The following is a 13,331-nucleotide window of genomic DNA, read 5'->3' as shown; positions in this document are numbered from 1 at the left end:
TGAAGTATGACGGGTATAAAGCGGCCACGTAAGCAAGCTACGCGGCCAGAGAGCATCAATTAGCGGTTATTTTCCACAGCTGATTCCATCCCCCATTATCATGCCATTGAATACCGGATGCCCCGTTCTCTATTGAACGGCTGTTAACATCCAAGAGCTTCCCACTGTTCCTATTCATGATTTTATAATAGCCATCGCCAGCATCCAAAATCAGCCATTGCTGGCTAAAATGGCCGGTGTTATACATTTGGAGAATTTGCGCACCATCCTCATTGGCACTGAAATTAACATCAATGTATTTTCCGCTATTCACATTCACCAGATTGAAGTAACCATTGCCAATCGCGTTAAAATAAAAACGCTGACTGTCCCAGTTGCCGTCAGTGTATTGTTCAATCCATGCGCCATCTTCGCGTGAACCGCTCACGACATTCAGTGACTTACCACTCTGTCGATTAGCGATCTTATAGCGGGTTCCGTTAATAAAATTGATTTGTGATTCGGCAAACGCGTCCAGTGCTCGGGTAAATTGCAATACATTGGTTGAAACTTGCGTTGTCGCGCCTAACGCGTAGCCATCCGGTAACACCTTTGCATTACCCGCAGGTTCCCAATAAAAAACCCCGATCCCTTTATTTCCCGGCACTGCTTTAACAAGATTAATCGTATCCCTAATCGTCCAGTAACTGTCTGTTGGGTTAGTTTCCAAACCGCCGACTTCAACGACCATGACTTCCTTACCATATCGGCTCGCCATATCATTGAGGTTGCTCGCCAGTGCGCCAGTGAGCTCCCAATAGTTTTTTCCTTCCCAGTAGGGATAGAATGAAAAGCCAATCACATCGGTTTTCCCACCGTGCGTGGTGAGGAAATTGTCAAAAAACCAGCGAGCGTTTGAATTATTATTCCCATGCGCCAGATGGCTGATCACCTTAGAAGAAGGGCTGACCGCTTTAACCGCATCATAACCCGCATTCAGTAGCTGCGTTAAATTGGCAAACCGGCTGGTACTGCCTTCCGGGAGTAAAATTCCCGGGTTCATTTCGTTACCAACCTGCACCCATTCCGGCGTCACGCCTGCGGATATCAACGCAGTCATCACCTCATGAGTGTGATTATAAACGGCCGTCGTTAATTGGCTCAGATTGTAGTTCGCCCACGCAGCTGGCTTTATTTGATGACCCGGATCCGCGAAAACATCACTGTAGTGGAAATCCACCATGACGCGCATTCCCATCGCTTTGGCGCGCTGCGCGGCATCCACCACGCGGGTTTTATCCGTATAGCCAAGCATCGTCCAGGTCGTATTATCTTTATGCCATAGCGCACTGGGGTCGGGATTAACGAAAATGCGTAACCGTACAGCGTTTATGCCGTGATCGCGCAATATCTGTAATACATCGCGCGGCGTTCCTGCATCATCACGCCAGGTTACCCCTCGATCTTCCAATTGCTTTACCCAGCCAATATCCGCGCCATAAGCAAACGGCTGCGCCGCTTTCGCCAGATTGGCTGACATAAACCCTATAAACAGCATTAACAATACAGAGATGATTCCTGAATAATTATTCTTTTTCATTCATTTCTCCTTGAGGCGATGCTCTTAAATGGTATTTATCACGTAACGATCTGGGACAGAATAAAAAACAAGGCACTATTTATAAAAGTGAATATCGTTTAATAGAATAAGCAGCCAACATGAATATGACAGGCTGCTCAATTAACTCTCTTACTTTTTCTATTTTATTCGTTGTTAATCAATCCGCTTTCCATTTTCATCAAAAAAATGCAGATGTTCACTACGGCACGTCAGCGGAATCGTGGAGTAAGGCACAATACTATTGTCACCCGATAAGTGAACCTTAAAATTATTAACGCCAGAATACGCACCAAAAATATAGGTCGCATTACCCAACCTTTCAGTGACCTCACTATTGATCGACAAGCTGACGTCCCCGCCATTCGGGTCAATACTCAGGTGTTCAGGGCGAATACCCACGGTAATTTTCTGATCGGTGTGCAATCCGTGGTTAGCAAGATTAACGGAAAGTGTATTGAGCTTATTGATCAGGATACTCACGTTATTCCCTTCAACCTGTAGCACTTCGCCAGGTAAAAAGTTCATATTCGGCGAACCGATAAAACCAGCGACAAAAAGATTTTCTGGCTTATGGTAGAGCGCCATCGGTGTCCCAACCTGTTCAATATATCCCTTGTTTAACACCACAATTTTATCCGCCAGCGTCATCGCTTCTACTTGATCGTGCGTCACATAAACCATGGTGTTACGCATTTCCTGATGAAGCCGGGCAATCTGTAAACGCATTTCCACGCGTAATTCGGCATCGAGGTTCGATAAGGGCTCATCGAATAAGAACACTTTAGGATCGCGCACAATTGCCCGCCCAATCGCAACGCGCTGCCGCTGACCGCCAGACAGCTGTTTCGGTGTGCGGTCTAACAAGGCTTCTAGCTGGAGCGTCATCGCGGCCTTGCGCACCATTTTTTCGACTTCAGCTTTGGGGTGCCCGTTCATTCTCAACCCAAATCCCATATTTTCAGCCACCGTCATATGCGGGTACAGCGCGTAAGACTGGAACACCATCGCAATCCCCCGCTCTGCGGGATCAAAATGGTTAACTAAACGGTTATCAATATGAATTTCGCCATCCGTGATCTCTTCCAATCCAGCGATCATTCTCAGCAACGTCGATTTACCACACCCCGACGGGCCGACAAAGACAACAAATTCGCCTGAATTAATCTCAAGATTAATACGATGGATTGTTTCAGTCTTATCGTAACGCTTCACTATATTTTTTAATAAAATATCAGCCATGTTGAACCTCAAACTTAATTTGCCATTGCGCGCGCATTACTTCACTGCGCCCGTCATACTTGCGATAAATTGCTTTTGCATGGCGAAGAAGATAAGTAAGCTAGGAAGAGTAGAGATGACTGTTCCTACCATAATAAGCCCGAAGTCTGGAGAATAGGCAGAAGCAAAGCTGGATAACACCAGATTAATCGTCTTTAATTCATTAGACTGAAGGACAATAAGCGGCCAGAGAAAAGCATTCCATGACGTCATAAACACAATGATAAACGCAGCGGAATAGCTGGCTCGCATAATCGGCACGTAGACATATAGAAAAATTTTCCACTCCGCGACGCTTTCCACGCGCGCAGCGTCGATCAACTCTCTCGGAAACGTTTTCGTACATTGCCTAAAGTAGAAAATAATAAATGCGCCTGCCACCGTCGGCATGACAACGGCAAAATGCGTATCCAGTAAGCCAGCCTTACCAAACATGGTGAAAAGCGGGATCATTAATGCCGCAAACGGGATCATCATCGTCGTTAATAGCGCAACATAGACACGCTCACGATTCTTACTGGAATAAATCTCAAAGGCATAACCCGCGATAGAGCACACCACCAGCGTCGATACCGTGCTGATCAACGCAATTTTTGAGGTATTCCAAAATACCAATGCCAGATCCACCTGACTCGTCAGATTGGTAAAGTTGACCAATAGCTGATCGCCAAACGTGAATTTACCCATGTTGATTTGGCTGGTGCTATTCGTGCTCGATACCACCATCCAATAGAATGGGAAAAGCGAGAAAATGCTCATCAGCACAAGAAAAATATGCATCAGTATGCTGTTAATTTTACTTTTTCTCATATTATCCCTTCCGTGCTGCTTTAAACTGAATCAGCGCAAGTATTGCTGAAAAAACAACAATCACGTATGAAACCGTTGCCGCATAGCCAAAGTTCGGCACAAACTTGAATGACAAATTATAAATATAAAGCGATAACGTCAGCGTCGCATTTGCCGGACCACCATTCGTGATATTCATGACTTCATCAAACAGCTGTAATGTGCCAATAGTTGATGTCACACTGGTAAAAAGAATAACCGGTTTCAATAAGGGTATTGTGATGAAGAAAAACTGCTTAATTGGGCTGACGCCATCAACTCGGGCCGCCTCATAAATTGATTTATCAATATTCTGCATAGCAGAAAGATAAAATATCATGTTATATCCCGTCCAACGCCAGGTGATTGCAATAATAACCGTCACCTTGGCCCAGAAAGGATCGGATAGCCACGGAATGGGATCGTCAATGACATGAATAAACATCAAGAATGAGTTAATGACACCATCCAGTTCAAACATACTCTTAAAGAGAATAGAGTAGGCCACCAGTGAGGTCACACAAGGCAAAAAGATGGCAATTCTGAACCATTGGCGATATTTAAGCTGAGATGAATTCAGGCAAGAAGAAATCGCTAATGAGAGAAAAATCATAATAGGCACCTGGATAACCAAAAAGGTTAATGTGTTCCAAAGCGCCGTTTTGAACATAGGATCGCTGAATAAACGAATGATATTTCCCAGGCCAACAAATTGTGTCACCACACCACGGCCAGACTGAAAAGAGAGCCAAAGTGATTTGAAAATAGGGTATATCGTCATTAAGGCAATCAACCCAACAGCCGTAGCGACAAAAGCCCAGCCGTTGATGTTATAAAGCCTATTCATTTTAGGTTTATACATCATTATCACACCATCGATTTCTGGAGAGAAGTGCTTGAGGACTTACCGCCCTCAAGCTCACACTCGCTACTGCATAATCTGATTTTTTAATGTGGCTTCGGCGCGTTTTAAAACGTCATCAACAGAATCGCCTTTCAGTAATGCAGGTATTTCAGCAGCAATGGCGTTATCAACTTCCTGGGTATACATACCGTAGGAAACCTGTGGAATTTCAGTCACCCATTTAGAGAAATCAGCAAACACGGGCTGACCACCAAAGAACGGATCCTTTACTGCATAAGCAGGGCCGGACGTGGCGGGAAGGAAGGTCGCAAGCGCACCGCGATCAACCAAAAGGGTTTGATACATATTGCTATCTGCCGCAAAGGTTTTCTGCAAAAATTCAATCGCCTGTTTAGTATTTTTGCCACCTTTTAAGACATACCAGCTCGATCCTCCCTGATTGGAAGCATGTACCGCTTTATCGAGGTTCAGCCGTGGGATCGGCGCAACACGCCATTTTCCTTTCTGATCTTCAGCACTTTTAATTGAGCCAATCACCCATACACCAGAAACTACACTCGCCGATTTTCCGGCATTAAAACTCCCCACAAAACTCGACCAGCCAGAGATAGGTCGCACAATTTTCGCGTCGTTAATCGCTTTAATCGTTTTTAACGTTTCTTTCAGCGCATCGTTTTTAGTGAGATTAAGTTGTCCTTGATTATCGAAGAACCATTCTCCGCCGGACTGCATCATAATATGGGGAAGAACCACATCGTTCATATCGTAGGTCAGCATATCAACACCGGTTTTCGCTTTTACCTGCTTGCCGATCTCAATATATTTATCCCAGGTAATATTCACCATATCGCTCTCTTTATATCCGGCAGCTTCCAGATAATCGAGTCGATAGAACATTCCTGCCACGCCGGAATCAAAAGGAACGCCGTATACCTTATCCCCTACCGTCATCACTTTCGTTTTATAAGGTGCAAACTGGCTATAATCGATGGCGTCTTGTAACGGGATAAACGAATCAGGATAAGCCTGAAGATATTTCTGAGCGTTATAATCTTCAATAAGCACAATATCAGGAAGCGAGTTTTTAACCCCTGAAGCCAACATGGTATTTAATTTCTGCTCAATATCTTCTTTACCTGAGTCGATCACTTTCAGACTAAAACTTGGATCGGCTTTTTTATATATCGACGATGCCTCATGCATTGCCGCGACATTGAAGTTAGGATCCCAGGCCCACACGGTGACTTCAGCAGCCAGGCTGTGACTCGATAAGCCCAGCGTGAGGAATGAAACTGCAAATAGGGTAGATACTTTATTCTTGATCTTCATCAGAGCAGTCCTTCTTTACTTTTTGTAAAGAGAGAATATGAGTTACTGCATAATGAAGCAACGAGTTACACCGCTTACATTCTTTCATCCGGTGATACGGGTCACACAACAGGGAGAAAAATGACGAAATATTCGATCTAAATACAAAAAATTTAGGAAAATTTTCCTCCCATAAAGCCCATTCCAGCCAATAAAAATGATAAAAACAAAAACAAAAATCATCATAATTTATTGAAAATAAAACAAAAAATGACACTTCAAAAAGGTTAATCAGCTCATATTAACCATAATCACACCTTCACCGTGGAATTACGCAAAAATGAAAGCGTTACCACACAAAATCAAGCGGCACATGGGGATACCCGTGTGCCGCAAAACCTGTCTATGCCTTGGCAAACCAGCCGCGGATGATTGCGTGCTGTAGCAGCATAATGGTCTTACCGTCTTTAATCCGGCCATCGTTCATCATCGCAACGGCTTCGCTGAACGGCAGCTCCAGCACCTCGATATCTTCATCGTCCACACCGCCGCCCTCATTATCCCGCAGCGACTCATCGTATTCAGCGGCGAAAAAGTACACGCGTTCCGTCACGCTGCCCGGCGACATGTAGGCATAGAACAGCTTTTCCACATCGCCGATCGCATAGCCGGTTTCTTCGATTGCTTCGTTACGGATACATTCTTCGGGCGAATGGTCGTCCAGCAAACCCGCGCAGGTTTCCAGCAGCATGCCGCTTTCGTTGCCGTTGACGTAGGTGGGAATACGAAATTGTCGTGTCAGAATCACCGTGCCTTTCGCCCGGTTGTACAGCAGAATCGTCGCGCCATCACCACGGTCATAAACCTCACGAACCTGGCGAACGACGCCGCCATTATTTCTTTTTAAATCAAATGTATATTTGTTCAGAATATACCAATTATCAGATAGCAGCTTCTTTTCGACGATATCAATGGGAGACGACATGCAAACACCTCGATGCTCGATGACTGAAGGGATTTTTCGGTGACAACGCTTCGTTACAATCGTTTTCATTATAACGGTGCAGATTCATCATATCCCCTTTTAGCCCCTGCATAAACGGGCAGTGCAACGTAAGCCAAACGGAAACATCTCGTTCAATAAACGCTAACCACATGATTTATATAACGTGAAATCCTCGGCAATCCGACCGCCCCTTTCATCCGGCATGCGTGCATCGTCTATACTGAATCTTCAGTAACTCACGTTCCGGGAAGTCGCTGCGTTTTCGTCGCCCTATAACCACCGTCAATTCGTCATAACGCGCTTATCGCAACCGCCTTCCATGATTCACGCGGATTCAATACCGCATCATTTCTCCAACAACATCATCGAGGTAGATAACATGAGTCATTTCATTTTCTCTTCACCTAGAAAATATGTTCAGGGTCGCGGCGTGCTGGATGAGCTAGGCGAGCAACTTAAACCGCTGGGGACGAAAGCCTTTCTGATGGCGGACAGCACGGTGTGGGACATCATCGGCCAGCGCGTCGATGCCTCACTCAAACAGGCGAGCATCGGCCACCATTACGAGCGTTTTAACGGTGAGGCTTCCAGCAACGAAATCACCCGTCTTGCCAAGCTGGCGCGTGACGCAGGAACGAATATCGTCGTCGGATTAGGTGGCGGTAAAACACTGGATACGGCAAAAGCCGTTGCCGATGAGCTAAAACACAACGTCGCTATCGTCCCGACCGTGGCCTCAACGGATGCACCGTGCAGCGCGCTGTCCGTCATCTATACCGATGACGGCGTGTTTGAATCCTACCGTTTTTACAATAAGAACCCCGATCTGGTGCTAGTCGATACCGCCGTGTGTGCGCAGGCACCCGCGCGTCTGTTCGCCTCCGGCATTGCCGATGGACTGGCCACGTTTGTCGAAGCACAGGCCGTTCAGCGCTCTCACGCTCTCTCCATGGTGGGCGGTAAACCTACGCTGGCGGGCATGGCGATTGCCGAAACCTGCGAAACAACGCTGCTAACCTACGGCTACAGCGCCTATAAAGCTGTGGAAAAAGGCGTGGTCACACCGGCGGTAGAATCCGTGGTTGAAGCCAACACGCTGCTTTCCGGTCTGGGCTTTGAGAACGGCGGGCTGGCGGGCGCTCACGCCATCCACAACGGCTTTACCGCGATCAAAGGCGATATCCACCACCTCACGCACGGGGAAAAAGTTGCCTACGGCACGTTAACGCATATGGTGCTGGAGCAGCGGCCTGATGAGGAAATCGCCCACTACATCCGCTTCTACCGCGCCATCAACATGCCGACTCTGCTAAAAGATCTGCATCTGGAAAATGAGCCGTTCGAGAATCTGATCAAAGTGGGTGAGCTGGCGTGCAGCGACGCCGATACGTTGAAAAACCTGGACAGTAAGTTAACGGCCGAAGACGTCGCCCACGCGATCGTTGCCGTCGACGCGTTCAGTAAAACCATCGCTTAACCGCAGTCGCGGTAAAAAGCCCGACTCCCGCAAGATCGGTCCAGTGGAGTCGGGTTCGATATATCCGATGCGCGCATCTCCTCCGTCGTTTTCCTGCCAAAAGCGTTCTCTCTGCGTCACCAACCTACTCATTACTATTCACTTTCATTTGACGAGAAAATGGGCAGGATAACGACATATTCTCTCAACTCTGAGCCATCGAATGACGGAACATCCTCGCCTCATCGCCCTATCGGATACGCTGATTCTTGCTCTTTTCGGGACGATCGTGCTGGCGTTAGGAATGGGGCTTGGGCGCTTTTTGTATACGCCGATGCTGCCTGTGATGCTGGAGGAAGGTCGCTTCACCTTCGGCCAACTGTCCTATATTGCCAGCGCGAACTACGCCGGTTATCTGTTCGGTAGCCTGTTTTTCTCTTTCAGCCGTCGCGCCTCAACCGCTCAACCGGTGTTCTTGCTGTTTGCCGCAGCAGCCGCAACCGGCGTTTTGCTCTTCGCAATGGCTCTGACCACCGATACGACGCTGGTCATGATCGTTCGCTTCCTCGCCGGGATCGCCAGCGCGGCGATGATGATCTTCGGCTCTTTGACTATTTTGCACTACACAAAGCATGCTCGCGTTATCGCCTCGCTCTATGCCGGGGTTGGCGTGGGAATCGTGTTGGGCAATGAATACATCATCATCGGGCGGCATTACGCCCTCACCGCCGAGCCATTGTGGTGGGGTGCGGCTTTGATCGCCGTGCTACTCCTGCTCGCCTTACTCATTCTTTCACCACATAAATCCACCGTCGCACAGCAGCCGATGGTCAATGCTGATGAACCGCCTCAGCTTGGCTGGCGACGGCTTGCGCTGCTGTACGGCCTCGCGGGCTTCGGATACATCATCATCGCCACCTATCTGCCGTTGATGGTAACTGCACTGGACATGCCGAGTTTATCCCTGCATTTATGGTCGCTGGTTGGGCTGGCGGTGATTCCTGGCTGTTTTTTCTGGCTATGGGCTGCCAACTGCTGGGGAACGTTACCCTGCCTGACGGCAAACCTGCTCATTCAGGGAAGCTGCGTCCTGATGACGCTATTCAGCCACTCTCCCACGGCATTGATATTCAGCTGTATCGGCTTTGGTGCTACTTTTATGGGAACGACCTCGCTGGTGATGCCATTAGCCAAGCGGCTACGCGCGCCACATGGCATCAACCTGCTTGGGCTGGTGACGCTCACTTACGGCATCGGTCAGATTCTCGGCCCACTGCTCACCAGCGCCCTAACGAATACCAACGCTGTCGCGCCAGCAATCCTGTGTAGCGCAGCAGCACTTTTCATCGCGGCAGGGCTCTGTTTTCCCTACCGTCGTTCATTACCCTAATCCCGGAGAACCCATGCCATACGTCAACATCAAAATCACCAATGAAGGCGTCACCGCTGAACAGAAGCGTCAGTTGATTGAGGGCGTGACCCAGCTACTGGTCGATGTGCTAAACAAAAACCCCAAAACCACCGTGGTGGTAATTGATGAGGTCGAAACGGACAACTGGGGAATCGGCGGCGTGCCGGTGACGGAGTTGAGGAAGGTCGCAGGGAAACCTTCCGAGAAATCTGATACAGATTAACTATGTTTAACCGCGGTGCGTTTATGCTGGTATCCGTATTTGCCGAATATGAACAGGAATACCTGCACTTCTTCTGGGAGTCCGCAGCTTAAAGGATAAAAATATGGATATTGAGCAGCTAGCCGATGCGCTATACGACGATTTAAACGGCTATATTTCCAGCGTACAGTATACCAACGCAAACACGCTAACGATTCATTTTTGCTGCGATAACTGGCGTTATGACGAGCAACACAATTACTCCGTATACTGCGAGCCACATGAATCTTATCTGCGCCATTTCACTATTTGCTGTTATGGCGTTGTCGAACATGACATTCAACCTGCTAGTTCAGGCGAGCTGACCTTTACCGATCAGCATCCACTATTGTGGGACTACAACGCGCCGAGAGGTGGCTTGTACTATTCCACCGCAGCAACAGCATCAAGCTACGAACTACTTGGGCGAGTCTGGAGTGTTCACACACGTATTCTCAACGACTGGCGCCCGATGAGCCGCTATATCAACGCTTATCGGCATCAGGACGAGCCGACATTCGGCAATAATGGCAATGGATTACTCGCGCAGGGGCCTAAACCCTTACTGGATGCTTATCAAGAAGCGTTATCCAGCGTACTTACAACCCGCTTCGTTCCATCCGTTGAAATGAAAAGTGACGTTAAAGCATTGCTGTTTGATTCTGGATTTGTCATCTGCAAGCGGGTGGAATTACAAGAAACCTTTCCCGATGCTGAAACACCAGCAAACAATGAAGAAACCCCATATTGAATACTCATGAGACAATCATTAATGAACGAGTTACAGGAGATTCACGGTGGTATCAGACGTGATGAACAAACATGAAACTGCTGTGTTTCAGGTACGGCTATGTTTAAGCGCTGAATCAGCGAGACGTACACCCTGCCGCTCTGGCTATCGGCCTAACCATAAAGATCCGGTTAGCGGAGCATTTTTTATGGGGCAATTCCATTTTGACGATGAGATCGCCCCGGGAGAAACGATCTCAGCCAGCGTTACCGTTATCTCATCCCCAGAACAACTTGAAACACTCTCTCGCATTGGCGAATGGACGCTATGGGAAGGGCCACACTACGTTGGTAAAGTCACAATAGTTCAATAACATGACGCAGCCACAGATAGTGAGTAGTGCGCACCCGTTTTATATCCCCAACATCGTATCAATCAGCAGATACATATTGAGAGAAACCACCAGCACGACAATCAGTTGTCCGATGCGCTGAACCCATTTTCCGTTGACCATCGTCCCCATCAGTTCACGGTTTCCGGTGAAAGACAGCAAGGGAACCAGCGCCAGCGCAATCCCGAAGCTCAGCACCACCTGACTCAGCACCAGCACCCGCGTCGGATCCATACCGGACAGAATCACGATAAACGACGGCAGCATCGTCACAGTGCGGCGCACCCAAAGTGGGATATGGAAGCGCACGAACCCCTGCATCACCACTTGGCCCGCCAGCGTGCCAACGACGGTAGAAGACAAGCCAGCAGCCACCAAACTCAGACCGAAAATGACCGCAGCGGCTTTACCTAATAACGGCTCCAGCGTGAGGTAGGCTTTATCCAGATCGGCAATATCCTGATTACCACTGAAATGGAACGCCGCCGCTGCCGTCGCCATCATGGCCAGATTGACGAATCCAGCGATGGTCATCGCAATCGCGACATCGACTTTCGTCGCCGAATAACGCTCGGCACGGGTATGGCTACCTTCATGCTGTGTCAGGGAAGAGTGCAGGTAAATCACATGCGGCATAATGGTCGCCCCCAACACACCGGCTGCCAGCAGCACGGCATCGGAGGTTGGCAGACTCGGAATCGCCATGCCTTTGGCTAACGCGGACAGCTCAGGCTGAGAGAAGACCAACTCGACAATATATGCCGCTGCAACAAACAGCAGCAGACCGCCGATGACCATCTCCAGTGGCTTCTGCCCGCGTTGTTGCAGCATTAAAATCAGGAAGGTTGCAATGGCGGTGAGGATCGCGCCTTCCAACAGCGACACGCCCAGAAGCAGTTTGAAACCAATCGCCGCGCCGATAAACTCGGCCAGATCGGTCGCCATCGCAATAATTTCGGCCTGTACCCAATACGCCCAAACGGCCGGACGCGGAAAGCGATCGCGGATGTGTTCAGCTAGATTCTTACCCGTTGCGATCCCCAATTTGGCGGACAGCAATTGAATCAGCATCGCCATCAGGTTCGCCCACACCACCACCCACAGCAGCGTATAACCATAGGCCGCGCCGGACTGGATGTTAGTGGCAAAGTTACCCGGATCGATATAACCAATCGCCGCGATAAACGCCGGCCCCATCAGAGAAAGTTTGACCTTTCTTGATGTGCGGCTTGTTGACTCAATAGCACGGCTACCCGGCATAGTATGACCCTTCTAACACTGGTGTTATATTACTCTCACAAAAACGATAATGATTATCAAGTGCATTTAGAGTGGTAATACCAATTCTTTTGATAGCTAATGATGATGAGTCATTCAAAACCTAAAAAACATCTTTTTTATCAAACAAATCTTAACAAGATATAAACAAAAAACCCCATGCGGTAGGCACGGGGTTTGGAATGAAGATACGTTGCACATGATGGTGCGTAGAAAGCAAATAGTGCGTAAAAGCAGAAAGAATCAGTCTTGTGCTTTTGATACCGCGACCATCGCCGGACGTAGCAAACGACCGTTCAGCGTATAGCCTTTTTGCATGACCATCATGACATGGTTCGGCTGGTGATCGGCCGAAGGTAGCATCGTCATTGCCTGATGCACTTCTGGGTTAAACGGTACGCCTACATCACCCACAACTTCGATGCCAAACTTGCGTACAGCATCCAGCAACGATTTCAGCGTCAGTTCAACACCTTCAATCATCGCGGCCAGCGATTCGTTGGATTTGTCCGCCGTATCCAGCGCACGTTCCAGGTTATCGATCACTGGCAGCATTTCGCTGGCAAATTTCTCCACCGCAAATTTGTGCGCTTTCTCAACATCCATTTCCGCACGGCGGCGAATGTTATCGGCTTCAGCACGGACGCGAAGCATATTGTCACGTTCACGCTGTTGCAGTTCGCTCAACTGGGCTTCCAGCTCGGCGATGCGCGCATCACGCGGGTCAGCTACGTCTGCCGTCTCTGGCGCGGCATCCGCTTGCTGCCCTTTTGCTGCTTCCTTTTGATCCAGGACTTGCTCGTCAGGCGTTTTCTGTTCTTTACTACTCATGAAATTCTCCGCGGTTTAGCATTAATCTCGCTAGTTGCTTATTATGGGGATCAAAATCGGGGATTCAAGTGAACCAGTCATATATTGGTTCCAGCCGCTGCCGATACA

At 48.5% G+C, this 13,331-nt stretch carries 13 protein-coding genes; 5 read left to right on the top strand and 8 right to left on the bottom strand.

The window, feature by feature from the left end; translation table 11 throughout:
• Nucleotides 1–55: 55 nt before the first annotated feature.
• The 6 genes from BJJ97_RS09295 to nudK form a co-directional block, all read right to left on the bottom strand.
• On the bottom strand, nt 56–1,579 hold the full coding sequence (locus tag BJJ97_RS09295) for a glycosyl hydrolase 53 family protein (protein ID WP_095993750.1): 1,524 nt from the start codon (nt 1,577–1,579) through the stop codon (nt 56–58).
• Nucleotides 1,580–1,753: 174 nt separating this feature from the next.
• On the bottom strand, nt 1,754–2,839 hold the full coding sequence (locus BJJ97_RS09290) for an ABC transporter ATP-binding protein (RefSeq protein ID WP_095993749.1): 1,086 nt from the start codon (nt 2,837–2,839) through the stop codon (nt 1,754–1,756).
• Nucleotides 2,840–2,875: 36 nt separating this feature from the next.
• Nucleotides 2,876–3,688: a carbohydrate ABC transporter permease gene (locus BJJ97_RS09285; RefSeq protein ID WP_014914251.1), complete on the bottom strand. Its 813-nt coding sequence runs from the start codon at nt 3,686–3,688 to the stop codon at nt 2,876–2,878.
• 1 nt (nt 3,689) lies between these two features.
• Entirely contained in the window at nt 3,690–4,571 is an 882-nt protein-coding gene (locus BJJ97_RS09280) for a carbohydrate ABC transporter permease (RefSeq protein ID WP_095993748.1), read from the bottom strand.
• A 63-nt stretch (nt 4,572–4,634) separates the two neighbouring features.
• The gene (locus BJJ97_RS09275; protein WP_095993747.1) at nt 4,635–5,900 is read right to left on the bottom strand and encodes an ABC transporter substrate-binding protein; all 1,266 of its coding nucleotides are present in this window, start codon (nt 5,898–5,900) and stop codon (nt 4,635–4,637) included.
• A gap of 382 nt (nt 5,901–6,282) precedes the next feature.
• Nucleotides 6,283–6,864 carry a GDP-mannose pyrophosphatase NudK gene (gene nudK, locus BJJ97_RS09270; RefSeq protein WP_095993746.1) on the bottom strand — a complete coding sequence of 194 codons (582 nt, stop codon included), beginning with the start codon at nt 6,862–6,864 and terminating at the stop codon, nt 6,283–6,285.
• A gap of 400 nt (nt 6,865–7,264) precedes the next feature.
• Here nudK and BJJ97_RS09265 point away from each other — a divergent pair, with 400 nt between their 5' ends.
• From BJJ97_RS09265 to BJJ97_RS22065, 5 genes are all read left to right on the top strand, one after another.
• Complete coding sequence (locus tag BJJ97_RS09265; protein WP_095993745.1) at nt 7,265–8,362, top strand: glycerol dehydrogenase; 1,098 nt, start codon at nt 7,265–7,267, stop codon at nt 8,360–8,362.
• Between the two features lie 202 nt (nt 8,363–8,564).
• Nucleotides 8,565–9,731 carry an MFS transporter gene (locus BJJ97_RS09260; RefSeq protein WP_095993744.1) on the top strand — a complete coding sequence of 389 codons (1,167 nt, stop codon included), beginning with the start codon at nt 8,565–8,567 and terminating at the stop codon, nt 9,729–9,731.
• A 13-nt stretch (nt 9,732–9,744) separates the two neighbouring features.
• Nucleotides 9,745–9,975, top strand: a complete 231-nt coding sequence (locus tag BJJ97_RS09255) for a 2-hydroxymuconate tautomerase family protein (protein ID WP_095993743.1) — start codon at nt 9,745–9,747, stop codon at nt 9,973–9,975.
• A 103-nt stretch (nt 9,976–10,078) separates the two neighbouring features.
• Nucleotides 10,079–10,744 carry a hypothetical protein gene (locus BJJ97_RS09250; RefSeq protein WP_095993742.1) on the top strand — a complete coding sequence of 222 codons (666 nt, stop codon included), beginning with the start codon at nt 10,079–10,081 and terminating at the stop codon, nt 10,742–10,744.
• Between the two features lie 187 nt (nt 10,745–10,931).
• A complete protein-coding gene (locus BJJ97_RS22065) occupies nt 10,932–11,096 on the top strand; it encodes a hypothetical protein (RefSeq protein WP_157910774.1) in 165 nt (54 codons plus the stop codon).
• Nucleotides 11,097–11,135: 39 nt separating this feature from the next.
• Here the strand turns inward: BJJ97_RS22065 and BJJ97_RS09245 are convergent, their stop codons facing one another.
• Both BJJ97_RS09245 and grpE read right to left on the bottom strand, forming a co-directional pair.
• A complete protein-coding gene (locus BJJ97_RS09245) occupies nt 11,136–12,374 on the bottom strand; it encodes an Nramp family divalent metal transporter (protein WP_039485071.1) in 1,239 nt (412 codons plus the stop codon).
• A 261-nt stretch (nt 12,375–12,635) separates the two neighbouring features.
• Entirely contained in the window at nt 12,636–13,223 is a 588-nt protein-coding gene (grpE, locus tag BJJ97_RS09240) for a nucleotide exchange factor GrpE (protein ID WP_095993741.1), read from the bottom strand.
• Nucleotides 13,224–13,331 lie beyond the last annotated feature (108 nt).

The sequence above is a fragment of the Pectobacterium polaris genome, from assembly GCF_002307355.1.
GTDB lineage: Bacteria > Pseudomonadota > Gammaproteobacteria > Enterobacterales > Enterobacteriaceae > Pectobacterium > Pectobacterium polare.
This window is presented reverse-complemented; position numbering and strand designations above follow the sequence as displayed.

Bases quoted from the DNA above. Each gene is read 5' to 3' on its own strand.
- BJJ97_RS09295 (WP_095993750.1), bottom strand. From the start codon at position 1,579: ATGAAAAAGAATAATTATTCAGGAATCATCTCTGTATTGTTAATGCTG.
- BJJ97_RS09290 (WP_095993749.1), bottom strand. From the start codon at position 2,839: ATGGCTGATATTTTATTAAAAAATATAGTGAAGCGTTACGATAAGACT.
- BJJ97_RS09285 (WP_014914251.1), bottom strand. From the start codon at position 3,688: ATGAGAAAAAGTAAAATTAACAGCATACTGATGCATATTTTTCTTGTG.
- BJJ97_RS09280 (WP_095993748.1), bottom strand. From the start codon at position 4,571: ATGATGTATAAACCTAAAATGAATAGGCTTTATAACATCAACGGCTGG.
- BJJ97_RS09275 (WP_095993747.1), bottom strand. From the start codon at position 5,900: ATGAAGATCAAGAATAAAGTATCTACCCTATTTGCAGTTTCATTCCTC.
- nudK (WP_095993746.1), bottom strand. From the start codon at position 6,864: ATGTCGTCTCCCATTGATATCGTCGAAAAGAAGCTGCTATCTGATAAT.
- BJJ97_RS09265 (WP_095993745.1), top strand. From the start codon at position 7,265: ATGAGTCATTTCATTTTCTCTTCACCTAGAAAATATGTTCAGGGTCGC.
- BJJ97_RS09260 (WP_095993744.1), top strand. From the start codon at position 8,565: ATGACGGAACATCCTCGCCTCATCGCCCTATCGGATACGCTGATTCTT.
- BJJ97_RS09255 (WP_095993743.1), top strand. From the start codon at position 9,745: ATGCCATACGTCAACATCAAAATCACCAATGAAGGCGTCACCGCTGAA.
- BJJ97_RS09250 (WP_095993742.1), top strand. From the start codon at position 10,079: ATGGATATTGAGCAGCTAGCCGATGCGCTATACGACGATTTAAACGGC.
- BJJ97_RS22065 (WP_157910774.1), top strand. From the start codon at position 10,932: ATGGGGCAATTCCATTTTGACGATGAGATCGCCCCGGGAGAAACGATC.
- BJJ97_RS09245 (WP_039485071.1), bottom strand. From the start codon at position 12,374: ATGCCGGGTAGCCGTGCTATTGAGTCAACAAGCCGCACATCAAGAAAG.
- grpE (WP_095993741.1), bottom strand. From the start codon at position 13,223: ATGAGTAGTAAAGAACAGAAAACGCCTGACGAGCAAGTCCTGGATCAA.